Source organism: Chryseobacterium cucumeris (assembly GCF_001593385.1).
GTDB lineage: Bacteria > Bacteroidota > Bacteroidia > Flavobacteriales > Weeksellaceae > Chryseobacterium > Chryseobacterium cucumeris.
In genome coordinates this window covers 994,523-1,018,449 of record NZ_LUVZ01000001.1, presented here as the reverse complement: position 1 = coordinate 1,018,449, position 23,927 = coordinate 994,523, and the positions used below count along the sequence as shown (strand labels likewise).

20 protein-coding genes are annotated in these 23,927 nt (G+C 36.7%); 12 read left to right on the top strand and 8 right to left on the bottom strand.

The window, feature by feature from the left end:
- Positions 1–100 precede the first annotated feature (100 nt).
- Positions 101–349 (bottom strand): membrane protein insertion efficiency factor YidD, encoded by a 249-nt coding sequence (yidD, locus tag A1704_RS04530; RefSeq protein ID WP_062670874.1) that lies wholly within the window; start codon positions 347–349, stop codon positions 101–103.
- A 100-nt stretch (positions 350–449) separates the two neighbouring features.
- Here yidD and A1704_RS04525 point away from each other — a divergent pair, with 100 nt between their 5' ends.
- Positions 450–1,727 (top strand): replication-associated recombination protein A, encoded by a 1,278-nt coding sequence (locus A1704_RS04525; RefSeq protein WP_062670872.1) that lies wholly within the window; start codon positions 450–452, stop codon positions 1,725–1,727.
- Between the two features lie 45 nt (positions 1,728–1,772).
- Here A1704_RS04525 and A1704_RS04520 read toward each other — a convergent pair whose 3' ends face one another.
- The 5 genes from A1704_RS04520 to A1704_RS04500 form a co-directional block, all read right to left on the bottom strand.
- Entirely contained in the window at positions 1,773–2,210 is a 438-nt protein-coding gene (locus A1704_RS04520; RefSeq protein WP_062670870.1) for a hypothetical protein, read from the bottom strand.
- A 116-nt stretch (positions 2,211–2,326) separates the two neighbouring features.
- Complete coding sequence (locus tag A1704_RS04515; protein WP_062670868.1) at positions 2,327–4,561, bottom strand: DUF2339 domain-containing protein; 2,235 nt, start codon at positions 4,559–4,561, stop codon at positions 2,327–2,329.
- Between the two features lie 112 nt (positions 4,562–4,673).
- A complete protein-coding gene (locus A1704_RS04510) occupies positions 4,674–5,384 on the bottom strand; it encodes a hypothetical protein (RefSeq protein ID WP_062670865.1) in 711 nt (236 codons plus the stop codon).
- Between the two features lie 359 nt (positions 5,385–5,743).
- Entirely contained in the window at positions 5,744–6,592 is an 849-nt protein-coding gene (pheA, locus tag A1704_RS04505) for a prephenate dehydratase (protein ID WP_062670862.1), read from the bottom strand.
- A 304-nt stretch (positions 6,593–6,896) separates the two neighbouring features.
- On the bottom strand, positions 6,897–7,307 hold the full coding sequence (locus A1704_RS04500; protein ID WP_062670861.1) for an acyl-CoA thioesterase: 411 nt from the start codon (positions 7,305–7,307) through the stop codon (positions 6,897–6,899).
- Positions 7,308–7,443: 136 nt separating this feature from the next.
- Between A1704_RS04500 and dnaA the strand changes: the two genes are divergently transcribed.
- The 4 genes from dnaA (at position 7,444) to A1704_RS04480 (ending at position 12,466) form a co-directional block, all read left to right on the top strand.
- A complete protein-coding gene (gene dnaA, locus A1704_RS04495; RefSeq protein WP_002980474.1) occupies positions 7,444–8,898 on the top strand; it encodes a chromosomal replication initiator protein DnaA in 1,455 nt (484 codons plus the stop codon).
- 100 nt (positions 8,899–8,998) lie between these two features.
- Complete coding sequence (locus tag A1704_RS04490; protein WP_062670859.1) at positions 8,999–9,448, top strand: low molecular weight protein-tyrosine-phosphatase; 450 nt, start codon at positions 8,999–9,001, stop codon at positions 9,446–9,448.
- A gap of 67 nt (positions 9,449–9,515) precedes the next feature.
- Entirely contained in the window at positions 9,516–10,214 is a 699-nt protein-coding gene (locus A1704_RS04485; protein ID WP_034695928.1) for an SAM-dependent methyltransferase, read from the top strand.
- Between the two features lie 449 nt (positions 10,215–10,663).
- On the top strand, positions 10,664–12,466 hold the full coding sequence (locus tag A1704_RS04480; RefSeq protein WP_082798703.1) for a lytic polysaccharide monooxygenase: 1,803 nt from the start codon (positions 10,664–10,666) through the stop codon (positions 12,464–12,466).
- A 135-nt stretch (positions 12,467–12,601) separates the two neighbouring features.
- Here A1704_RS04480 and A1704_RS04475 read toward each other — a convergent pair whose 3' ends face one another.
- Complete coding sequence (locus A1704_RS04475) at positions 12,602–13,495, bottom strand: DUF4349 domain-containing protein (RefSeq protein ID WP_062670855.1); 894 nt, start codon at positions 13,493–13,495, stop codon at positions 12,602–12,604.
- A 180-nt stretch (positions 13,496–13,675) separates the two neighbouring features.
- Between A1704_RS04475 and A1704_RS04470 the strand changes: the two genes are divergently transcribed.
- Positions 13,676–14,743 carry a DUF2891 domain-containing protein gene (locus A1704_RS04470; protein ID WP_062670853.1) on the top strand — a complete coding sequence of 356 codons (1,068 nt, stop codon included), beginning with the start codon at positions 13,676–13,678 and terminating at the stop codon, positions 14,741–14,743.
- Here A1704_RS04470 and A1704_RS04465 read toward each other — a convergent pair.
- Positions 14,740–15,213, bottom strand: a complete 474-nt coding sequence (locus A1704_RS04465) for an Mpo1 family 2-hydroxy fatty acid dioxygenase (protein ID WP_062670851.1) — start codon at positions 15,211–15,213, stop codon at positions 14,740–14,742. The genes A1704_RS04470 and A1704_RS04465 overlap by 4 nt on opposite strands.
- 74 nt (positions 15,214–15,287) lie before the next feature.
- Between A1704_RS04465 and A1704_RS04460 the strand changes: the two genes are divergently transcribed.
- The 6 genes from A1704_RS04460 (at position 15,288) to A1704_RS04435 (ending at position 23,844) form a co-directional block, all read left to right on the top strand.
- Positions 15,288–16,133 (top strand): helix-turn-helix domain-containing protein, encoded by an 846-nt coding sequence (locus A1704_RS04460; RefSeq protein WP_062670849.1) that lies wholly within the window; start codon positions 15,288–15,290, stop codon positions 16,131–16,133.
- 89 nt (positions 16,134–16,222) lie between these two features.
- The gene (locus A1704_RS04455; RefSeq protein ID WP_062670847.1) at positions 16,223–17,533 is read left to right on the top strand and encodes a TolC family protein; all 1,311 of its coding nucleotides are present in this window, start codon (positions 16,223–16,225) and stop codon (positions 17,531–17,533) included.
- A gap of 22 nt (positions 17,534–17,555) precedes the next feature.
- Positions 17,556–18,674, top strand: coding sequence for an HlyD family secretion protein (locus A1704_RS04450; RefSeq protein ID WP_062670845.1), 1,119 nt, complete (start codon positions 17,556–17,558; stop codon positions 18,672–18,674).
- A gap of 102 nt (positions 18,675–18,776) precedes the next feature.
- A complete protein-coding gene (locus A1704_RS04445) occupies positions 18,777–20,369 on the top strand; it encodes a hypothetical protein (RefSeq protein WP_062670842.1) in 1,593 nt (530 codons plus the stop codon).
- 347 nt (positions 20,370–20,716) lie between these two features.
- Complete coding sequence (locus tag A1704_RS04440; RefSeq protein ID WP_062670840.1) at positions 20,717–22,927, top strand: TonB-dependent receptor; 2,211 nt, start codon at positions 20,717–20,719, stop codon at positions 22,925–22,927.
- A 104-nt stretch (positions 22,928–23,031) separates the two neighbouring features.
- On the top strand, positions 23,032–23,844 hold the full coding sequence (locus tag A1704_RS04435; protein WP_062670838.1) for a siderophore-interacting protein: 813 nt from the start codon (positions 23,032–23,034) through the stop codon (positions 23,842–23,844).
- Positions 23,845–23,927 lie beyond the last annotated feature (83 nt).

Here is a 23,927-nt window from a genome sequence, read left to right as displayed (position 1 = left end):
ATTCCTGTGCAAAAAGAAGCTGCGTGATGAACGCAAACAGCACAAGATAAATTCTGAAAAAGATAGTATTCATTTTTCTATTGATTTAATAGTTTGATTATTAACATTTATGTTTGGGGGGAACAGGATCATAACCGCTTCCTCCCCAGGGATGGCATCTTAAAATTCTTTTAAATCCCAGCCAGAAACCTTTAAAAACACCATGTACCTGAAGCGACTCAATCATATAGTGAGAGCAGGTAGGTTCGTAACGGCAGTTTTTGGGAAGTAAGGGCGAGATGAACCATTGGTAAAATTTGATCAAAATTACCAGCGGAAATGTAATGATTTTATTGAATGTAAGTTTCAAAACAATGCAAAAATAGGGTAAAAAAATGAAAATTAGTTTAATTTTGTTATAAGTTTCGGAGATCGGAAATCCGGGACATTGATCTTAAAAAAGAAGTACTTTGAATCAAAATATTCCATTAGCTGAAAAATTAAGACCTAAAACCCTGAAAGATGTATTAGGACAGGAGCACCTTACCGGCGATAAAGGAACAATCAGAAAAATGATTGAAAATAATACCTTGAATTCGTTGATTTTATGGGGACCTCCGGGAACGGGAAAAACAACGCTGGCTGAAATTATCTCAGAACAGTCGGGGAGAAAATTTTATAAACTTTCTGCTGTTTCTTCCGGTGTGAAAGATGTACGTGATGTGATTGAAGATGCAAAAAAGCAGAATCTGTTCTCTGGAAAATCACCTATCTTGTTTATTGATGAGATTCACAGGTTTAATAAATCGCAGCAGGATTCATTATTGCATGCGGTAGAAAAAGGCTGGATTGTATTGATTGGTGCGACTACCGAAAATCCGAGTTTTGAAGTAGTATCGGCATTACTTTCAAGAAGTCAGGTTTATATTTTAAAAGCATTAAGTTATGAAAAGCTGGAGGAATTAATAGACATTGCTTCGGAAAGATACAATAAAGATGAAGGAACATATTTTAAAATCCTTGAAAAAGAAGCTTTTATTCAATACTCAGGTGGTGATGCCAGAAAACTGATCAATTCTGTAGAACTGGTTTTGAATCAATATAAAAATTCGGGTACAACTGAAATTATTAATTCTGATGTACTGGAAGTTCTTCAGGAGACGATGGCTCTTTATGATAAGAACGGAGAGCAACATTATGACATTATCTCAGCCTTTATCAAGTCGATGCGTGGAGGTGATCCTAATGGAGCAGTATATTGGCTGGCGAGGATGATTGCCGGGGGAGAAGATATCAAGTTTATCGCAAGGAGAATGCTTATTCTTGCTGCTGAAGATGTAGGGTTGGCGAATCCTAACGCTTTGGTGGTCGCCAATAATTGTTTCCAGGCAATCAATGTTATCGGAAACCCTGAGGCAAGGATTATACTAAGTGAAACAGCCGTATATCTTGCGGTTTCACCCAAAAGTAATTCTGCCTATATGGCTATCAATGATGCGTTGGCTCTGGTAAAACAGACGGGCAACCTGCCTGTACCTCTTCATTTGAGGAATGCACCTACTAAATTGATGAAAGACCTTGATTACGGAAAAGAATACAAATATGCCCATTCTTATGAAGGAAATTTTGTGGAACAGGATTTTCTTCCGAAAGAAATCAGGAATGTGAAACTATATGAGCCGGGAAATAATTCTACGGAAAAGAAGATTTACGAAGAGCTCAAGAAAAAGTGGAACAATAAATACTAATAAAAAAGGATGTTGTAAAAACGACATCCTTTTTTATGTTATTAATTATTCGGTAGTGTAAATAAATAATGTTTTCTTACCGTTGTAATCTTTAGTTTCTGTTCTTTTCTTGATTTCAGGATATATCAAAGTGTTGGTGTCTGCAAATTCATATCCTTCAATAAATACAGGATTATCTGCTGGGATATTATATTGAACATTCATATTGGATAATGCCATTCTGTCAAGTACATTTTCTCCGTTTTTAAACTTATATTCAGTTACGCCTTTTGTAAAAACAGAACTGTATTTTTTTAAGCTTTGGGGAAGACTAGCTGGAGTATTGTATACCTTTGAAACCTGCAATACGTTCTTTTTGGTATTGAACAATTCTACTGTCCCAATGGCATTATCGGCCACTGCAAACTTTACTGCAGGATTTTTTTGCTGTGCCAATAAAGTAGCAGAAGATAGTAGTAAAAAAGAATAGAATAGTTTTTTCATAATCAGAATATGTAACTGTTAAAAACGTGATAAATATAGTTATTTTTTATAAAATCTGAATAAAATCTCAAATTGTTTTACATTCTATTTAGAAATAAAAACTTTTTCCCTGATTGTTAGTCGGTGTTTTCTTCTGTTTTGTCTTTTTTATCCACCATATTTCTGATCATATTTTTCAGGCGTTGAAAAGCAAATGAGCTTAATAATAAAATGATTCCGAGAGCAATAAAGGCACTTATTCTTGAAATATTATCCATTTGCCATACATCATACCCATAAAGTTTTAATACCATCAGACCTATCAATGCAAAGCCAATCTTGTTGTATTCCTGGATACTCTTTTTCAAGCCTTTATAAATAAATATACTGGCAAGAATTGTCCATATTATAGGAAGATAAAGAATATTGAAATGTTCACTCGCTTTATAAGAATGAGGAAGATTATTGGGAACCATTAAAATATAAGAATGATGCAGCTCGCAGCTTAGAGAAATGATTAGTGCCAGAGCCTGTATCCAGTAAGAAATCTTTTGCTTATGAAACGCTGAAGTAGGAATAATTCTGTATCCTATATATATAAAAGGAATCCATTGCAGAAGATGAAGAAAATAAAAACTTAAATTGAGCTTTTTTGTTAAGACAGCGGTCACAACTGAAAGAGTCGAAACCGATGTATTTATTACGAACAGGAAGAAAAACAGATAAATTAGTAGGTTTTGAACATCATTTCTGATGCTGAGCAGTTTTCTGAAAAGCAATAAAATGAAAATATAATAAATACTGAATAAAAGTCCTGTGCTGGTAATGGCTGACCAGGGCATTTCCGAAATATGATAAGTGATTTCAAGAAGAAAAGTTATATAGATAACCCCATAACTGATCGCGGTAATAAGATCTTCAAAAATGTTATTGCTTTTTTCCTGTGTTTCTTTCACGGTGTTTCTTAGTAAATACAGATTAATCATGATGGAAACAATAGTAAAGGAACTGGTGATGAATGGAGGATTGAATATGATATTGAAATCTTTTGTTCCAAAATATTCAGTCCAGGTTATAAGTTGGGCGATCATCACCAATGGAAACAGGATATAAAAGAAGGTTTTGAAAATCTTATGACCTGTTTTTTTCCAGATAAAAAGAAGCAGGGTGGTTTCTATGGCCCAGATACTGGTGATGAGATGCGTTTTAAACTGAATAGCAACTGCAATGGTTATAAGGCTGGTAACAAGCCCTGCAAATACAGAATAAGCTACTCCAAAGCTTTTGCGGGTGTATTCTCTGAAAAGTAAAATAGCGTTTACAGCAGCAAAAATAAGTGGGAAAACAATCGGAGGGTCATATTTTAATGTATCAAAAATGTAAAGAAGCCCCAGGATACTTGAAAAATTAGCGAGAGCAAGTATTAAAATATCAGAGGTTGAAAGTATATTTCTTCTGAAGTAATCATGCAGGGCAAAAATGTAGAAAATCAGATAACTGATCAAATAAAAAGTAATGCTTAAAAGTTCAGGACTTTCATTAGTCCAAAAGAAGAGATATCCTGTTGTAAAAATATAAGCTGTCCATCCCACGCTTTTCCAGTGCTGCAGAAAAGAGGCTGCCAGCATTCCTGTATTTAAAAAGGTAATATAAATAAAAAGGAAAAGGTAGTTACTTTGTCCTGTGCTGATCATCAAAGGAGCTGCAAAACCTCCAATCAGTGAAAAAATTATCAGTACTTCACTTTTATAATAATAGGATAAGATAATAGAGGCCGCAGTAATCAGTGCGGTTATGGTAAAAGCAGTATTTTGGGTAAACAGATGGTATTCACGAAAGGCAATGGTGGCCGTGAAATATAAAACGGCAACTCCACCTCCTGTAATAATGGAAGAAAAAGCCTGGTAATTTTTTCTGAGAAAATGTCCGGTTATAATGATTCCTGCTCCGATACAAAAACCGATTCCCGCTCTTGCTGCTTCTCCAATCCAGTTTTTATCAATGGCATATTTTACAAAATAACCAATTCCGAGAACAAGGGTAAAAATACCGATAATGGTAAGTGCGTTTTGTTTTAAAAAATCAGAAACAGGAGCAAGCCAGTCTTTTTGAACCGGTGTTGAAATGTTTTCATTTACTTCACTGGGTTGTATATTTTGATAATGAACCAGCGGAGATTGCTCTTGCTGAGGGAAGGATGTCTCTTCTGTTGAGTTTTTCTTATGAATTACTTCAGTCTGAGCCGGAGGAGTATTATTGATTTTATAATTAAGATCTGAAATCTCCTTTTCCAACTTTCTGATTTTGGTATTCAGATTATTGAAAATGATGAAGATAATGATAAAGATGATAGCCGCAACAAATTCATTCATTTCATTAGTTTTTATCAAATATAAAGAAATGTTTAATATGCTATTAAAAAATTAACCCATCGCGGTATAAGCGATGGGTTAAATGGTATAGATAACTAACAATATGTTTTTACTAGTTTGATACTTTGTAAACGTAGAATGATGCAATACTGGATCCTAATAATCCTGCTGTGACAACACCGGAATCTACAAGTCCGAAAGATATTTTGTCACCCGCCTGGAATGAATACAAAGAATTAATGCTGGAATCGGAAAGTGTTAAGTTAACTGCTAATGCAAGGTTGACCCCACTGAATGGACGTGTGTCTATCAAACTGGTTACTGACGATCTGGTTCTTGCAATGGCAATACCAGGTGTTCCTGATAGTAATGAAGCCTGTAATCCTGTTCCGTATCTGAATGCGAATCCTACCGCATATACTCCAGTGGACGGAATATTATAAGAACCGTCAGCATTTGTAAACAAAGCTGCGCTTCCTATAGTTCTATCCGCTTGTACAAAACTGACAGGTTGGAAATCAGATGGTAAAACTCCTAAATTCAGAAGCGTGATACCTGTTGTTTTTTTTGCAGAATATACAGATGTGTTGGTTCCTGCAGCTGCGCTTAATAATGACGGGTCTACCGAAAACACTTGTGTGGTTCCCTGGTTAACTGCTAAAATTTGATATCCGGGTAGTGCTGTAGCGGCGGGAGTGTCACGAACTTTCAGTGTCCCGTTAACGTCTAAGGTTGCGGATGGGGTTGCTGTATTGATACCTACTTGCGAGAATAATGGTAACGTCGCACATGCTAACATTAAGCTGTAAAGTTTAGTTTTCATGATCAAGATTTTAATTAGTTGCTAAGCAAATATACAATAAAAATTATACTCTACATTGTGATATTTTCATTTTTAACATTAATATGATGTAATATCTTTAAACATATGTTTATATTTTGATTGATATTTCCATATAATTTAATTACGACTTATTATATTTAATTTTGTTATAATACTTTGTTTATCAGGGTTTTGATAAAAAATAATTCTCTCCATTGTGTGGGTTATTTTTTAATTAAACAGATGATGTTGTCATTATGGTAATCTATTGTAAAAGTTTTTAAGATTTTGTTTTTTTATAGTGTAAATAAAAAAAACACTGCTTAATGGCAGTGTTTTTTTACAGATTTAGTTTTTTTCTAGCTTTCCAGAAGAAATTCTTTGTAATTCCCAAGAAAATCTACATTGGCATGGATTGACTCAAGCTCTTTCAATGCATTTTCATGTAAGACTTCTTCCCATGGTCCTTCAACATTGATAAAGAAGAAATAATTTCCCAGTCCTGTTTTTAATGTTCTGGATTCAATCTTACTGAGATTCATTTTTCTCCATGCAAAAACAGATAATACCTGATGCAATCCACCGGGATGATCTTCGGGAAGAGTGATCAGCATACCTGATTTTTCACCCAATGTTTCCAGTTTATCATTCTGGTATTTATTCTGCTCTTTAGAAATGATGATAAATCGCGTGTGGTTCTGTTCGAAATCCTGAATATTACGATTCACTATATTCAAACCATATAAATTGGCTGCAAACTGATTGGCTACCGCAGCAATAGGAGTCTCCGGATTCTCAGAAACAAACTTGGCAGCGGCTGCAGTTGAGGAAAAGTCCTGTTTTGGAATTTCTTTATAATGGGTATCCAGAAAGTGAAAGCTCTGTGCAAGGGCTTGCGGATGTGAATATATTCTCTCAATATTTTCAATAGAATTTTCCTGATGAATCATCAGATGATGGGCAATAGGCATTACTGCTTCTGCTTCAATTTTAATAGACGGAGTCTTATACAAATAATCCAGCGTCATAGAGACGGTTCCTTCAATAGAGTTTTCCAAAGGTACTACTGCTTTTATTACCTCTCCGTTTTCAACGGCATTAAAACAATCCAGAATGCTGGCTTGTGGTACTATTTCGTCATCAGGGAAAAGCTGTGCTGTAGCAAGCTGGGTAAAACTGGCATGAGGTCCCAAAAATGCAATCTTCATAATATAATATATAAGGGATGATTATAATAAGGGTACAAAGGTGCGAATTAATTCATAAATAGTGAGGGGATAGAGTTCAAAATTTAGAGTTTAACGTGTAATCTTTTTAGTTGTGAGTTACTACTTATGGGTTGTGAGTTGCGGGTTTATTTTGTGACCGGATAATTTGAGATAGCCATCTTGGCTCTATCAAAAATTCACCATTCACTTGCGAAGCAAAATTCACCATTCACATTAATCTCCTCCATTAATATTTCGTCGTGTATTTCCTAATTCCTACCACCTGCAACCTACTATCTGGCATCTATCCTTTCCAGTTCTTTTCAATCAGATCCATCAGGAAATCCGGGCACTTGATCACTTTATTGGTTTTTGCATCCAGAAAAAATAGAGTAGTGGAGGCTTCTGTTATTTTAGTATGCTCTTCATTGTAAATTTCATACTCAAATTCAATCCTTACCCCTGGAATTTTTTTAACATAAGTATGAATTTCTAATTTTTGATCATATAAAGCAGGGCGGATATATTTAATTTTGTAGTCCGAAACCGGCAGCCAAATTCCTTGGTTTTCAATTTCATCGTATGAAATTCCTATGCTTCTGAAGAGTTCAACTCTCGCTACTTCGAAGTACGTTGCATAGTTTCCATAGTATACATATTTCATCGGATCTGTTTCTGCGTAACGTACTCGTATTGAGTGTGTTGTGTGTATCATTTTACGGGTTAAATTATACATACAAATATATTTTTAAATAATCAATACCTGCAATATTTTTTTTTGAAAAGAAAATATTGGACCTTTGTCTTCCTTCTAAACACAGTACAAACAAAGAATAATCGGGGCTTAAAAAATGGATGACAATTTAATGATGATATGGCAGAAATGCCTTCAGTTTATGCGCGATAACCTGAACGCTGCTGAAGACAATTCTGACCTTAAAAAACTTGAAAAATCTTTCGATATGCTATTCGATAAGGTTCAGCCGCTTTCGTTGGTGGCCAACAACCTTACGTTGATCGTACCAAGCGATTTTTACAAGGAATATATAGAGGACAATTACCTGTCCTTACTTTCTGCTGCCCTGAAGAAAAACATTGGAAAAGGAGTGAAATTATGGTATTCTGTAATGGAAAACAGACCAAAAGGTGAAGAAAAGCCTGTTACCATGAACATCAAGGGACAAAGCGTTCCTACTCCGAAAACACAGGAAACCATGCCACAAGGTTTTTCTGCTAATATTGTAAACCCGTTTGTAGTTCCTGGTATTAGAAAAGTAAACATAGATTCTAACCTGAAGCCTGACTATTCATTTGATAGTTATGTAGAAGGAGAAAGCAACAAATTTGCAGCCACTGTAGCCAGATCCATTGCAAAAAGACCTGGAGCAACAGCATTCAACCCTTTATTTTTATATGGAGGTTATGGAGTTGGTAAAACTCACTTAGGACAGGCGGTGGGTCTTGAAGTAAAAAATCAGTTTCCTGATAAAGTAGTTCTTTATCTGTCTTCTGAAAAATTTATCCAGCAGTTTATCTCTGCGGCTAAAGCTCATAAGCAGACTGAGTTTGCGAATTTCTATCAAATGGTAGATGTACTGATTATTGATGATATTCAGTTCTTATCCGGAAAATCAGCTACACAGGACAGTTTCTTCCATATTTTTGATCACCTTCACCAGAACGGAAAACAGATTATCCTTACTTCTGATAAAGCACCTGCTGATATTATGGATATCCAGGACAGAATTGTTTCCCGTTTTAAATGGGGACTTTCTGCAGAAATCAAATCTCCGGATCTATCGACAAGAAGACAGATCATTGAAGATAAATTAAGCAGAGACGGAATTGTTCTTCCGGGAGATATGCTTGATTTCCTTGCTGCCGAAGCAAAAACGAATGTGAGAGAGCTTATCGGGGTTATCAACTCAGTGATCGCTTACTCTACAGTATATAAGAGAGACCTTAGTCTTGAGTTGCTTAAGGAAACCATCAACAGAATTGCTGCGAATCAGAAGAAGGTTATTAATATCCCTTATATTCAGGAAGTGGTTTGTGATTATTTTGGAATCAAAAAAGAACAGCTGCTTTCAAAAACAAGAAAAAGAGAAATTGCATTGCCAAGACAGCTTGCCATGTACTTCTCCAAAGAATTTACCAATTCTACATTTACTAAAATTGGTGAAGAAATGGGTGGAAAAGATCACTCTACAGTAATGTATGCCTGTGATACCATCAAAGACGTTTCTAAAATCGATAAAGAAATCAAGAAATACGTAAAAGACCTTACTGAAAGAATCAAACAATAATTAAGGTTGAGCTTACATAAATTAAAATGAAGGATAGTTTTATTCTTCATTTTTTATTTAGTTTTGTCGTGACAAAAGACTTTTTTTAAATACACAGGATATGAAATTATTAATGGTTTGTCTGGGAAATATATGCAGAAGCCCATTGGCGGAAGGAATTATGAAAGCAAAACTACCGAATCATTATATGGTAGATTCTGCCGGAACTATTTCAATGCATGAAGGTGAACATCCTGATAAAAGAGCTATTAAAACGGCTGCTAATCATTATATTGATATATCCAGACAAAGATCAAGGCCCATCACCAGAAAAGATTTTGAAACCTTTGATAAAATTTACTGTATGGATATTGCTGTAATGGAAGATGTGGTTTCTAAAACTAAAAATGAAGAAGAACGTCAGAAAGTTTCCTTGTTTTTAGAGGTGTTGGGAGATCACAAAAATGCTGAAGTGCCGGATCCTTATTGGGGCGATATGAACGATTTTGAAAAGGTTTTCCAGCTTTTGGATAAAGGGTGTGAGGCTATCAAAAATCAATTATCAAAATAATAAGCATGAAAATGCAAAATATTTCCCACAACCTTCACTTAACGAAAGAACTAAAAAAAATAATACAATGCTTTTTTTACTCCCTGCTTATTTATCAGAAAATACTTCTATCAATCACTTTTCCCCTGTTCTGAAGGATTATATCATGCAGACGGACTATTTCTTTGTGGAAAATGAGAAGACAGCTCGAAAAGTTGTTAAATTTTTCGCTCCCGAAAAAAAACAGGCTGATCTGAAGTTATTTCTATTGGATAAATACACAGAAAATGCAGATATTAAGGAGGCTCAGGAGCTCATGCTGAAAGGGCAGGACTTCGGATTACTGTCAGAAGCAGGACTGCCATGTATTGCAGATCCCGGAAATCTGATTGTGAAATGGTGTCATGAAAAAAATATCAGAGTAGTTCCTGTTTCAGGACCTTCATCCATTATTCTTGCCTTGATTTCCAGTGGTTTTAATGGGCAGGAATTCACCTTCCATGGTTATCTTCCTATTGATAAAGGAGAGAAAAAGAAACAGATTATGAATCTTGAAAGTCTTGTTCAGAAAACCGGATATTCACAGATTTTTATGGAAACACCTTACAGAAATAACCAGCTTTTTGAAGATTTATGCAAGTTTTTATCACCCAATACAAAGCTTTGTATTGCTGCCAATATCAACGATCCGGAACATGAATTTATCAAAACAAAAACCATAAAAGACTGGCAGAAACAAAAGCCGGAACTTCATAAAATTCCTGCAGTCTTCGTACTTGGGAAATAACTCAGATTCTTTGTGAATATAATCTACTGGCTGAGAGAATGATCAATTCTTTCAGCTTTTTTATTAAATAGTTTTCAGTACTGCTTGCAAATTATATAACTGACATCATTTTATATTTCCATTTCTCTCTACCCTCTGTTATCAATCAATTCATATAAAAAATATTTCAATAAAGTGTGATTAATTAAGTGGTTTTTTGTATATTTATGTTTTAACATATTGTGACTATATGTTAAATATAAGATGTTATGAATTGTAATTTTATGTTTTAATATGAAATATTGACTACTTCATTTAGTCTAATTTGTTTTTTTATTAAAAATTATACAATTCAAATTATTTAATGAATTAAAGCTGTTTTCTTTTCTATTTCTTTAGTTATATCGAGAAAAAGGGTTTCAGAAAATAGTTTTACGGAAGATTAATCAATAACACCAAAATATTTAGTTATGAAGACGAGTAAATTTTTTTTTGCGCTATTGCTGATGCTGGCGATGCTGGTACCATCTTTAATTCATCTGTCTGCGCACGGATATGTACTGAGTCCTGCCTCCAGAGGATATCAAGGAAGCCTTGATAAGGCTGCACTAGGCTATTCTGCTGCATTTAGTATCTATGGATCTGTTATTAATGAACCAGGATCTCTTGAAGCCCCAAAAGGGTTTCCTGCGGCTGGTCCTGCAGATGGAAAGATCGCCTCTGCTAATGGAAGCATCGGTGGAGACACTACACTGGACATACAGACTGCCGACCGTTGGAAGAAAACCAATATTTCCACTGGAGTGAATGCCTTTATCTGGAAATACTCGGCGTACCATGCGACAGCGAAATGGCATTATTATATGACAAAGCAGGGTTGGAATCCCAATCAGCCGCTTTCCCGCCAGGATCTTGAACTTATAGGTACAGTTATGCATAATGGAACACCACCACAGGACAATGTTTCTCATCAGATTACAGTTCCTGCCAACCGTACGGGCTACCATATTATTCTAGCAGTCTGGGATGTAGCAGATACCACCAATGCATTCTATAATGTAATTGATGTGAACGTAACCTCCGGAACAGGAGTTTCTGCACCCGCTACACCTACAGGATTAACACAAGTAGGAGTAACAAGCTCTTCGGCTAAAATAAGCTGGAATACGCAATCAGATGCAGTGTCCTATAATGTTTTCCGCAACGGACAAAATATTCAACAGGTAAGTACACCTACTTTTCAGGATACAGGCTTAACTGCTAACACAATTTATACCTATGAAATACAGGCGAAAGGCTCTTCAGGACTTACGTCAGGAAAAAGTGCGCCACTCAATATAAAAACTAATAGTGAAGGTACTCTTGAAAAACCTACAGCACCATCAAACCTCCATTCAATGGAAGTTACTGAAAATTCAGTTTCACTCATGTGGATGGCATCTACCCATTCACAGGGCATCAAAAACTACCAGATCTTTGAAAATGGGATCAAGGTAGGAGAGACTGTACAAACAAACTTTTTACGAACAGGATTGGCACAAGACACAGAATATCGTTACACGGTTAAATCGGTTGCCATGAACGATCAGTTATCTGATGCCAGCAATGAATTAAAAATCAGAACTAAGAAAGTTACATCCGGAAATGGTCAATCTTATTGTGGAGCAGAGCAGTATAACGCTGCCAACGCATATCCTACAGCCGGAACGAAAGTCTTTTATTCCTGTAAAATCTGGAAAAACAAATGGTATGCAAATCCGGGAGAACTACCTGGAGTCAATATGGTATGGGAAGAAATAAGTACTTGTATCGAAGGTCCTGGTTGTGAATCCAGTGGTCCGGTTATGTATTGTGGCGCACAGGAATATGATCCTTCAAAAACCTATCCAACGGCAGGAACAAAGGTTTTTCATGCCTGCAAAACCTGGGAAAACAAATGGTATGCAAATCCGGGAGAAGCACCGGGAAGTAACGCTGTCTGGAAAGTGGTAAATGACTGTAATGAAGGTCAAAGTTGCAAAACATCGTCTCTTGCTAACAAAGAGAATGATCTTTCAATTATTGTATCGGAACATATGATCAATTTTGCACCAGAAACTTATTATGGTAAAATAAGCAGGGTAGATGTCATCACTCCTCACGGACTTCAGATCATGACTTTCATGAATCCGGAACAGAATAGTATGAATATCAGCCGACTTCAGTCTGGAATCTATTTTGTAAAGATTCAGTATAAAGATGGAACCCGTATCACCAAAACCATCAGAAAGTAAATTTTCAAAAATATTTAACAGCTGTTAACAAGGCTATTGCATTGTTATTGATTTTAAACAAGTACTGGAAACAGGATAAATTGTTGATAATGCAGTAAAAATCCGGGCATCGAAGATGCCCGGATTTTTTATCATTTAATTTTTATTTTTCTTCCCTGATCTCCACTTTCTCCAAAGGAAAATAATAATGGGGACAAGCAGAAAGAATGGCCATAATGAAACCATTCCCAGCATAAAGCTTACAAAACTGTTCCAGCCTTGCGTCAGAGAATCCATAAAGCGGCTTCCAAAACCTATTTTTGAAGTGGCGGAACTTCTCACTTTTTCTTTGTATAAATTCAAATTCAGTGTACTGTAATTCACCCGGTCATCAATAAAACGAAGTCTGCCTTCTGCTACATCGATCTCATCTTCCAGCTCACGGATATTTTCCTGGATTTCCAGCATATCTTTCGTAGTAGCAGCCTTTTTAAGCATATCACGGTATTTTTCAAGATATATCTTTTTATTGGCCAGCTTTATCGCTACATCGGTATATTCCTCTGTGACATCATTGGATGAAATATTTTTAGATAAAACAGTTCCTACTCCATTTGAAAAAGAATTGATCAGAGCATCAAAATTTTTATGAGGTACACGGATAATCAGACTAAGGTTATCATCCATATCCGTATTTTGAAACTCTTCTTTCTGGATATAAGCATTGTTTTTTCTAATGATTTCATTAACCTGGCTCTGTGTTTTTTTAATATCACCCACCTGAATCTTCATATCTCCGTTTTTGATGATTTTTTTGGAGATTGTATCTGTTTTCTTTGAGGGGTGAACATCTTTGTTGGTTCCATTTTCATCAGAAACTACCTTTTCAGAGATAGGAAGTGGTGGAGGTGGAGGCGCGGCTGCAGGAGAAGGTGCTCTATCTTCAGTTAGAACTTCCATCAGGTCGGCTTTCACTTCCTGTTTTTCACCACCTGATTTGCTGCAATTGATCAGAATAAGACCTGATAACAGTAAAATAATTTTTTTCATGGGTTAATTAGTTTTTTATGGGTATGATCAAAAAGTGTGCACAAAAATTATTATGGGTAAGATTGATTAAAAAATTAAAATGAAACAAAAAATTTAATATCAAATCAGTAAATAGAAGAAATGCTGGAAAACCAACTTGAAAAATTACGAGAACTGGTAATTTATTTCTATTTTTAATTCATGAAAAAAAGTCTTTTAGCATTTGTGTTTTCTCCATTTCTGATGTATGCCCAGGAAATTCCGAAACTTACAGACGAGATGGCGATAAAATTATCCGACAAACCTCTTCATTGTATCAATCAGGAATATCCTAATAAAACAGCGCATATCATCAATAATGCAGGCGAAGTTCCTTTAACTCCTAAAGATCTTCACCCTAGTTTTTATGGATGTTTCGACTGGCATAGCTCTGTTCACGGACATTGGATGCTGACAAGACTTTTAAAAACAAAACCTAATCTGTCCAATGCCAGAGAGATTGAAAAAATTCTGGATGAATCATTTCAGAAAGAAAAACTGCAGACAGAAGCAGATTACTTTACAAAATATCAGCTGACAGGAACTTTTGAAAGAACCTATGGCTGGGCGTGGATTTTAAAACTGGATGAAGAACTCACAACCTGGGATCATCCGAAAGCTAAAATATGGCATCAAAACCTGAAACCGTTAACAGATCAGATTCTGAAATCCTGGAAGACCTATCTTCCCAAACAAACTTATCCCAACAGAACCGGAGTTCACCCTAATACTGCATTTGCTATGGCATTTGCGATAGATTGGGCAAGGGCCAATAAAGATAAAGACTTCGAAAATCAGCTGATGGAAAAGGCTAAATACTTTTTCTTAAAAGATCAGAAAACACCTGCTTATCTGGAACCGGATGGTTCAGATTTCTTCTCGCCAAGTCTGGAAATTGCAGATCTGATGCGAAGAGTGCTTCCTCAAAAAGAATTTGTACAGTGGCTGAATGCTTTCTACGAAAAAAGAAGTCTGGAAAATGTTGAAAAAATCCCTGTGGTAAGTGATCTGAGCGATTATCAGACGGTTCACCTCGTAGGATTGTCTTTTTCTAAAGCATGGTGTATGAAAGGAATTTCAAAGGCACTTCCTACCAATCATCCCTTGAAAAAAGACTTCAGAAAGACAGCAGATGTATTTCTCAATAATGGATTACCTCTGCTTTTCCAGGGAAATTATGGTGGAGACCACTGGCTGGCCAGTTTTGCGGTTTATGCTTTGGAAGATTAATATCTGATTCCTGTCTTTTTAAGAATAAAGCCTAAAAGCCATATTGGTCCTATCAGAAGAAACTGAAGGTCTTTGAGGAAAGTAGGCTTTTTCCCTTCAATTTTATGCCCTATAAACTGGAAAATCCATGTGATAATGAATACAGAAAGATAAACTATCCATGATTGTTTTCCGACACTGATATTGGTAAGATAGATGAAATGTTCCATGACCAGCATGATCACAATCATCATAATAGCGATCAGAAAAGACAGTCGTATATAGAATAAAGTGATCAGAGTAATCACCAAAAGGCTTATAATACTTGCACATCCGAAGTAGGAAGCGCAGAAATGTGGAGAGGGAATCAGGGAGGCAAAGCCCAGAATTGTCCAGAAAATTAAAGGCACACAAATCCAGTGAATGACCTTGTTGGTCGCGTTTCTATGGCTTTTACTGTATTCTGCAAATAATAGATCAACCTTTCTCATACTGAAGGGAAATTGGATTCCTGCTAAAATAATAAAATTTTGTAATCACTGGTAAGATTGCTTACATTTGTCTTATGTCTGCCCTTGAAAAATTTGGCGTTGATATTTTTACGGAAAGAAATATTTTCGAGAGAATCGCTGTCGGTAAACCTTTCCGTCCTGAAAATCCTGCATTTATATTTATTAAATCAGGGACTATAAAACTTCGTCAGCATTTCAGTGATCTTGAAGTTTCTGCCAACATGTTTATGGTAACCGATCCGCAGACCATTTATGAAGTGGTGGGAGTAACGGATGACTTTCAGTCGAGAATGGTTTCTTACAAAAGAGAGTTTATCTCTGCCTTATCATTGAAATTTAATCGGCTGATTACTTACCGATATTTCAGACAGCAGATGAATAAAGGAGTTCCTTTTCCTGAAGACGAAATGGAAGTCGTTTGGAAAAGCGTCAATTTCCTGAAATATATCCTGGATTCTGATACTGAAATGCTCTATAAAAAAGAAATGGTAGAGCATCTTTTCTCTGTTTTTTGTTACCAGATGGCAGGAATTATTTCCAAGGAAGATAACAGTTCTTTGAATCAGATGTCCAGACAGGAAGAAATCGTATTTGTATTTCTTACCGATCTTTCGGAACATCATCTTACAGAAAGGACAGTGGAATTTTATGCCGAACGGCAATCCATTACAACCAGACATCTTTCTTCTGTAGTCAAGACCATCACAGGTAAGTCTGCAAGCCAGATTATTGCTTTAATTGTCATCAATGAAGCGAAAGTACTCTTAAACTCTTCTAGTAAACCGGTTTCGGAGATTTCTTCTATCCTCGGATTCAGCGATCAATACTCATTTTCTCATTTTTTTAAGAAGCATCTTGAGGTAAGCCCTACACAGTACAGACATCAGTTCGAAAATTAAAATCTTACATTTGAACATCTTTTTCCAAAAATCAAACATTTGATTGATTTTGTTGTTGACCTAACTTTGCATCTGTAAAACAAGGTAAAATGACAAAGAAAATAAAAACAGCACTATCTGTATTGATAGCAGCTTTTCCTGCGCTGTTTTTTTCACAACAGATTAAGCAGATGACTGCAGGTGAGGTGGCAGAACTCGCTGTTCAGAATCACCAGCAGCTCAAAGTCTCCGCACAGAATATTGATATTGCAAAGCAGAACACCAATGTGGTTAAGCTTCAGAAACTTCCTACCATTACAGCTTCTACAAGCCAGTTCTATTTAGGAGATGCAGTAGCCATTGATAAAGATTTTTCAAATTCTACAAACGTTCCGATGCCGCATTACGGAAGTTCGTATGCTGTACAGGCAACACAGCTAATTTTCAAAGGAGGATTGGTGAATAAATCTATTGAAATGGCAGGGCTTCGTGAACAGCTTTCGGAACTGGATTTAGAGAAAAATAAACAGGATGTGAAATTTTTAGTGATTTCCAATTATCTGGATGTCTATAAAATCATCAATCAGGAAGAAGTATTTCAGAATAACAAAAAACTGGCTCTGGAACGTCTGAAAAATATCCAGAAGTTTTATCAGCAGGGAATGGTCACAAGAAACGAGGTAATTCGTGGAGAATTGGCCATCAAAAACCTGGACCAGGGAATTCTTACCCTTACGAATAATAAGAAAATCCTTAATTATAATCTGAATATTGCATTAGGCCTATCCTCTGATACGGAGATTATCCCTACGGAAAGCCTCGAAAATAAAGAATCCGGAATAGGTATGGAGTATTATACAGATCTTGCCCATGAAAGCAATCCGTTACTGAAATCGGCTCAAAAAAATATTGCTGTTGCAGATAAAAATATAGAGATTATAAAAACGGATAATGCGCCTACGGTGGCAGGGTTCGGAGGATATACGCTACAAAGACCGATTACAACAAGAAACCCTGTTTTGGATATGTATTCAGGAGGCTGGCAGACCGGAGTTTCTTTGAGCTATAATATAGATACTCTTTTTAAAACAAAGGAAAAAGTGAAATTAGGTGAGCTGCAAAAGAATCAGGCGAATGACGCCATGACTCTGGTACAGCAGAATGTAGATATGGCAGTGAATGCAGCCTATACTAAATATCAGGAAGCGATTCAGCAGGCAGATATTCTGAATGATTCCAAAAGACTGGCTGAAGAAAACTACAAAATTACGGAAGCCAAATATCTTAACCAACTGGCTGTGCAGGCAGAAATGATTGATGCACAGAACCAGAAACTACAGTCAGAACTGGATTATGCAAATGCAGAAATCAATGTTCTGTATCAGTACTACAACCTTTTGAAATCTACAGGAACACTTTAATTTTTAAAACTGAAAATCAACAATGGAAAACAAGGGACAAACTACTCAAAATACAACACCAACTCCGGCAGCATCTGCTGTAGAAAATAAGAAAAAGAAAAATAAAACGAATAAAATCAGAGCCATTATCTCCAACATCATCGTTTTTCTGGTGATCGGATTCGGATTATTCTGGTTAATTCGTGAATATTTCCATATCGGAAGCAAAACCTACACGGAAGCGGCTCAGGTAGAGGAATTTATTAACCCTATCAATACGAGAGTTTCTGCTTATATCAAAGAAATTAAGTTTATCGAACATCAGCGTGTGAAAAAAGGAGATACACTGGTAATTCTTGACGAACGTGAGATTCTTACTCAATTAGGGCAGGCAGAAGCTGCTTATCAGAATGCAATGGCTCAGAAAACGGCAACAAGTTCTTCAGTGAACACGGTTTCCAACAATATCAACGTCATGCAGTCTAATATCGCAGGTGCAAAAGCGAGATTATGGAATGCTGAACAGAATTTAAATAGATATAAAAACCTTTTGGCAGCTGAAGCCGTTACCAGACAGCAGTATGATCAGGTAAAAACAGAATATGATGCTCAAAAGGCGGCTTATGAAACTTTAGTGAATCAAAAGCAATCCGCAAACCTTTCCACTACTGAAGTGAAAAGCAGATTAGGAATTAATGATGCCGAAATTAAAAGAACAAAATCTGCTCTGGATATGGCAAGGATCAATCTTTCTTATACTGTTATTACGGCACCGTATGATGGAGTGATGGGAAGAAGAACAATTTCTGAAGGTCAGTTGATCCAACCAGGACAGCAGGTGGCAACAATCGTTCTGAATGGTCAGAAGTGGGTAACTGCCAACTTCCTGGAAAGCCAGATGCCGAATATCAAAGTAGGAGAAAAAATTTTCATGACAGCCGATGCTTTGGGCGGTAAAAAATTCGAAGGAGTAGTCACAGCAGTTTCTGCAGCTACCGGTTCGAGATATTCAAATGTACCTACAGATAACTCTACCGGAAACTTTATCAAAGTACAACAGAGAATCCCAGTAAGAATAGAGTTTACCGCTTCCAACAAAAAAGAAGATCTGGATAAACTGAGTGCCGGAATGAATATGAATGTGAATATTAATAAAGACTAAAAGATGGAAGATATCAGATTTCAGACATCATGCGTATGGGAAGCTAAGGTTGAATGTCGAAAGTCTGCCATCTGATATCTGAAGTCTATTCCCTAAAAAATCATGTACAACAAAGGATTATATAGCGATTGGGTACCGAAACCCGTACAGCTGCTGCTGATTGTATTACTACTTGCTGTGGTAATGCCTATCGGCGGGGTGTATACAGGAAATATCAGTTCTCTTGTAAGCGGAACGGGTGCCATGACAGAATATTTTATGTGGGCCAATTACGCCACTACCATTGGGATGGGAGCTTGCATGCCTGTTGTCCTAAGAATCAAAATGAGATTCAAAGTAAGGGACAAGATGGTGTTGCTTCTGGTACTTTTAGGGTTGCTGAGCTACGTGAACGGGACTACTTTACAGCCAATGATTTTTATTTTTACTTCTTTAATGATTGGCTTTATGAAAATGATGGTCACCATAGAGTTGTTCCTGCCATTGATGGTCATGATTGGAAATCGTGGAGTATTTTATGGAGCTTTCTATACATTCGTTCTTGTCATGAACCAGGTGGCAACCTATTATGCTGCTGAGTTTGCCCTTCTTTACAACTGGCAGCAGTTCTACCTGCTTACAGCTGTTTTATGCTTTATTTTAGCATTGATACACTGGATTTTTATGCATGACAAATATTTTGCATTAAAAGTTCCCCTGCATTATATTGACTGGCTGAGTATTTTGCTTTTCATCTCAACATTCATGTTTTCGGCTTATGTGTATTCATTTGGAAGACAGCAGGACTGGTTCAACTCCAGGAACATCATCTATGGAAGTATTGCAGCTTTTGTCAGTTTTGCACTGCTTTCTATCCGTCAGCTGACTTTAAAACGCCCGTATCTTTCATTCAAAATTTTCACCAAAAATAATGTGCAGCACGGTTTGTTCATGCTTTTCTGGCTGGGAATGTTTCTGGGAACAGCTTCTATTCAGAATACGTTTGCGGTAGGAGTTTTGGGATATGATCAATTGACCAATACCAGGCTGAGTCTACTGATGATTCCAGGAATTATTTTAGCAGGAATCATAGCCATTTTCTGGTTCAAAAAAGAAAAACCTTTGAAAATGTACATTTTTTCAGGTTTTGCAGCAATGGTTGCATATGCCATTATCATGTATTTTTCTATGGTTCTGGAATTCAGTTATGACAACTGGTATCTGCCTATGTTTTTAAAGGGCTACGGAATGTGTTCATTGTTTATCTCCGTATGGTTTTATACGCTGGATAAGCTTGAAATGGATGAAATGCTGGCGGCCATCGGGCTTGTATTGGTTTGGAGAACTTTTCTTGCCGTAGGAATTTTTTCAACTTTATATTCCTGGTTTCAATACCGTTTTCAGGTTACGGCAATAGGAGATCTTGCTGTTTATATGGATGGAATGACGGTGACTCCTCAGAATGTAGCAGCCAATATGAAAGCCATTCAGCTTAATGCCATTATCATCGCCACCAAGAAAATATTCGGATATATTATTTTAGTCGGATTTGGAGTACTGATTTATGTTGCGACTCATCATTTCGGAGCAAAACGATTCCAGTATTTCAGATTTGTAAGAGTTCTTGGCGGTAAATCGGTCATTGCGAGAAGAAGACTTCGCGAAAGAAAAAAATTATTAGAAGAAATAAAAGATGCTGCAGGTCCTGCAGTATAAAAGAAACCTTGTTTTTACCAGTAAAATCCTGGTCCTTAGTTGGGCTGGGATTTTACGTTTTTAAGAAGATATCAAATTTTAAACTTTTTTGAAACATTAAGATTGTAGTAAGGTATTTAGAGTATTAAGATGAGCTTCGCCTTAAGCTTAAAAAACAGAATGATTTATCTTAACTATACTTTATTCCTTAAATCCTTCTTAATGGTGTATATATATCTGGATTTAGAAAACTTTTCTGTAAAAGAGGTTTACCCTCATTAAATAAGGGAAAATTTCATGTTTGGTTATTTTTATTCTTTCTAAATAAGAATTATCTTTGTAGAATTATAAAACGTTGAGTAGAAAGAATGAAAAAGCAGTATGCATTCATAGGTCTTTTAGTTTCGGGACTAATGCTTTCCCAGACCGTAAAAGATTCTATTGCCTCTAAAGGTATTGAAGATGTGGTGATCGTAGCCTCCAGAAAACCAACAAAAATCTCTGAAGTTCCGGGAACAGTTTGGGTCGTACAGAAAGAAAAAATTCAGGAACAAGCCAAAAGTGGAGTTCCGATCAAAGAAATGTTATCAATTCTGATACCTTCTATGGATATCGGTCCGCAGGGAAGAACCAATTATGGTCAGAATATGAGAGGACGTTCTGCCTTGGTGATGATAGACGGCGTTTCTCTGAACAGTATTCGTGCGATCAGCCGTCAGCTGGATGCTATTGATCCTTTTAATATCGAAAGAATTGAAGTGCTTTCAGGAGCAAGTTCAATTTATGGAGGTAACGCTACCGGTGGTATTATCAATATCATTACAAAAACACCTTCCAAAAAAGGAATCAGCGGTGAAACTGAACTGGGTGTACGTACAGGATTTATGGGAAAAGATGACCATGACTTCCGTGCTGCTCAGTCTATTGCCGCAAAAGGAGATAAGTTCTTTGGAAGATTGGGAGTAGCCTATCAGCAGAATGGAGGTGTGTATGGGGCAGATCAGAAACAGCTTTTTACTGATATTACCCAAACCGATCTTCAGTATAACCAGTCTATTGATATCCTGGCTACCGGAGGATATCAGTTTAACAATAAACATAAAATAACAGCATCTGTTCAGTATTACAATTCTAAATTTAATGGAGACAGAAGTTTATTTTTAGGTGAAAATTTAAGTGCATTTACTACAAAAAATGCTTCATTGCTGGAAATGAGAGATGGTTTCTCATCCGATAAAAATGTAGGAACGGAACGTTATATGGCAACCGTAGCGTATAACGGAAACGGAATTTTAGGCGGCCAGGATTTATATGTGCAATTGGCTACCCGAGGTGAAAAATTAGGATTCTATCCATTCCCGGGAAATGTTACCTTAAAGACGGGAAAAATACCTTATATGTCTTCTTCTCAGCAAGATACTTATTATTCCGGGATTAAAGCTTTGTTGTCAAAATCATGGAGAGGCTTAAATGTTACTTACGGAGCAGATTTCGATTTTGAAAAATTTGAAGGAACACAGTCTGTTTATGATATTGCCAAAACAATGTCCAGTGGAGGTTTAATCAATGAAACAAAATACAGCCTTGGCAGATATCCAACCAATCATTCACAGAGTTATGCAGGATATGTTCAGGCAAAATACAATATTCTTCCCAAATTACAACTGAATGCCGGAATCCGCTATCAGCATATCAACGTAAAAATGGATGATTTTGTAGGCTCAGAGCAGCAGACACAGATTGCTATGGGGTATGGAAATTCAGCATCGGCAATTCCCGGAGGTGAAAGTTCTTATAATGTGACTTTAGCTAATGCAGGTTTATTATATAAATTCAATGAGCAGCATCAGGTTTGGGGAACATTTTCCCAGGGAGCAAGCTTAGCAGATCCTGCCAAATTTTATGGAATAGGACAGTACAAATTGGTAGGAACAAACTGGGATGTAGTATCCAGTATCAATGTGAAAGAACAACCGCTTCAGGCTATCAAAACCAATCAGTTTGAAGCAGGATACCGTGTGAACAGAGGAGGTCTAAGAGCTCAGATTGCAGGATTTTTGAGTAACTCAGACAAAACCGTTGCTGTAGATAAAAAGACATTCCAGATTCTTGTGAATGATTTGAAATTAAGAAATATGGGAATTGAAGCTGAGGTTTCCTATTCTTTAAGCAATGGAGTGTATTTCGGTGCCAGCGGACTTTTGATTAAATCTGAAGTAGACAAAGACGGAGAATGGCAGAAGCAGGAAATTTACAATGCTTCCCCTTCAAAATTGGTGACGTATATCGGGTATAATATTAAGAACTGGTCATTCAGATTCCAGTCGTTACAGAATTTCAAGCAGAAAGACGAGCTTAATAATGTAGTGGAAGGCTATAATACATCAGATCTGATGATGGGATACCGTTTCAACTGGGGAAAATTCAACTTAGGAATTCAGAACCTGTTTAATACCGATTACCAGACGATCTGGAGCAAGCGTTCCCAGGTTTTATATGCTACTTACGGACTTCCGGAACTGTTTAATTATAAAGGAAGAGGAAGAACATTCAACCTTTCCTACACTTTTGAATTTTAAAAAAATGATCGGGATTTAAAATACCCTGATCTGAAAACATATTGTATTTCAAATCCGGTTTCTGAATCAATCGGAAACCGGATTTTAATTTAAAAAAATCAGTTATGGCTAAAATTTCAACAGGGCAGATCGTTGCCGAAGTCACCAGAAAAGAATACATTACTGACCATTTTATCAGAGTGTATTTGTACTCACCGGAAGTTTATTTGTTCCAAAATACCATGGTGGGAGATAATAATAAGATCGCAGTTCCTCCGGCCGGACTGAATGAGGTTCATTTTCCCACACTGGATGAAAATCATCAATGGGTGTATCCACCTAAAGAAGTGGCTCCTGCAGTCAGAACTTATACCCACAGAGGAATTGATCTGGAAAAAAATGAACTGATCATCGATTTTGTAGACCACGGAGATGGTGGACCAGCCTCCAGATGGGTAAGAGAAGCTGAAGCAGGTTCAAAGCTTGGAGTGATGATGCGTCTGGAAGGAAAAGAATTGTATCCGGCAGCTGATTGGTATTTACTGGTAGGAGATGCTACAGCTATTCCGGTGATCAGTGCTATTTTGGAAACACTTCCTGAAATGGCAAAAGGTATTTGTATCATTGAAGTTCACGGAAAAGAAGACGAACAATTGCTTGAAACCAATGCTCAGATTGATTTTAAATGGTTACACAATCCACAGCCTCAGATCAGCAGTGAAATTTCAAATGCGGTAAAAAGTATTGAAATTCCGGAATCAACAAAGTTTGGTTATGTAGCCTGTGAATTCTCAAGCGTGAAAGAAATCCGTACCTATCTGAGAAAAGAGAAAAACTGGACTTCCCAGGAATTGTACGCTTATTCTTACTGGAAAGCAGGCGTAGCAGAAAACGAATCTCAGGCTGACAGACATAAGGAGAAGGATTCGATGGAGTAGAAGGCAGGGATTTAAAGTTCAAGGTTTAAGGTTTAAAGTTGTAGTTACACCGAATCTTGTACCTGGAAACTCGTAACCGCATC

Bases quoted from the DNA above. Each gene is read 5' to 3' on its own strand.
- A1704_RS04520 (WP_062670870.1), bottom strand. From the start codon at position 2,210: ATGAAAAAACTATTCTATTCTTTTTTACTACTATCTTCTGCTACTTTA.
- A1704_RS04515 (WP_062670868.1), bottom strand. From the start codon at position 4,561: ATGAATGAATTTGTTGCGGCTATCATCTTTATCATTATCTTCATCATT.
- A1704_RS04510 (WP_062670865.1), bottom strand. From the start codon at position 5,384: ATGAAAACTAAACTTTACAGCTTAATGTTAGCATGTGCGACGTTACCA.
- pheA (WP_062670862.1), bottom strand. From the start codon at position 6,592: ATGAAGATTGCATTTTTGGGACCTCATGCCAGTTTTACCCAGCTTGCT.
- A1704_RS04500 (WP_062670861.1), bottom strand. From the start codon at position 7,307: ATGATACACACAACACACTCAATACGAGTACGTTACGCAGAAACAGAT.
- dnaA (WP_002980474.1), top strand. From the start codon at position 7,444: ATGGATGACAATTTAATGATGATATGGCAGAAATGCCTTCAGTTTATG.
- A1704_RS04490 (WP_062670859.1), top strand. From the start codon at position 8,999: ATGAAATTATTAATGGTTTGTCTGGGAAATATATGCAGAAGCCCATTG.
- A1704_RS04485 (WP_034695928.1), top strand. From the start codon at position 9,516: ATGCTTTTTTTACTCCCTGCTTATTTATCAGAAAATACTTCTATCAAT.
- A1704_RS04480 (WP_082798703.1), top strand. From the start codon at position 10,664: ATGAAGACGAGTAAATTTTTTTTTGCGCTATTGCTGATGCTGGCGATG.
- A1704_RS04475 (WP_062670855.1), bottom strand. From the start codon at position 13,495: ATGAAAAAAATTATTTTACTGTTATCAGGTCTTATTCTGATCAATTGC.
- A1704_RS04470 (WP_062670853.1), top strand. From the start codon at position 13,676: ATGAAAAAAAGTCTTTTAGCATTTGTGTTTTCTCCATTTCTGATGTAT.
- A1704_RS04465 (WP_062670851.1), bottom strand. From the start codon at position 15,213: ATGAGAAAGGTTGATCTATTATTTGCAGAATACAGTAAAAGCCATAGA.
- A1704_RS04460 (WP_062670849.1), top strand. From the start codon at position 15,288: ATGTCTGCCCTTGAAAAATTTGGCGTTGATATTTTTACGGAAAGAAAT.
- A1704_RS04455 (WP_062670847.1), top strand. From the start codon at position 16,223: ATGACAAAGAAAATAAAAACAGCACTATCTGTATTGATAGCAGCTTTT.
- A1704_RS04450 (WP_062670845.1), top strand. From the start codon at position 17,556: ATGGAAAACAAGGGACAAACTACTCAAAATACAACACCAACTCCGGCA.
- A1704_RS04445 (WP_062670842.1), top strand. From the start codon at position 18,777: ATGTACAACAAAGGATTATATAGCGATTGGGTACCGAAACCCGTACAG.
- A1704_RS04440 (WP_062670840.1), top strand. From the start codon at position 20,717: ATGAAAAAGCAGTATGCATTCATAGGTCTTTTAGTTTCGGGACTAATG.
- A1704_RS04435 (WP_062670838.1), top strand. From the start codon at position 23,032: ATGGCTAAAATTTCAACAGGGCAGATCGTTGCCGAAGTCACCAGAAAA.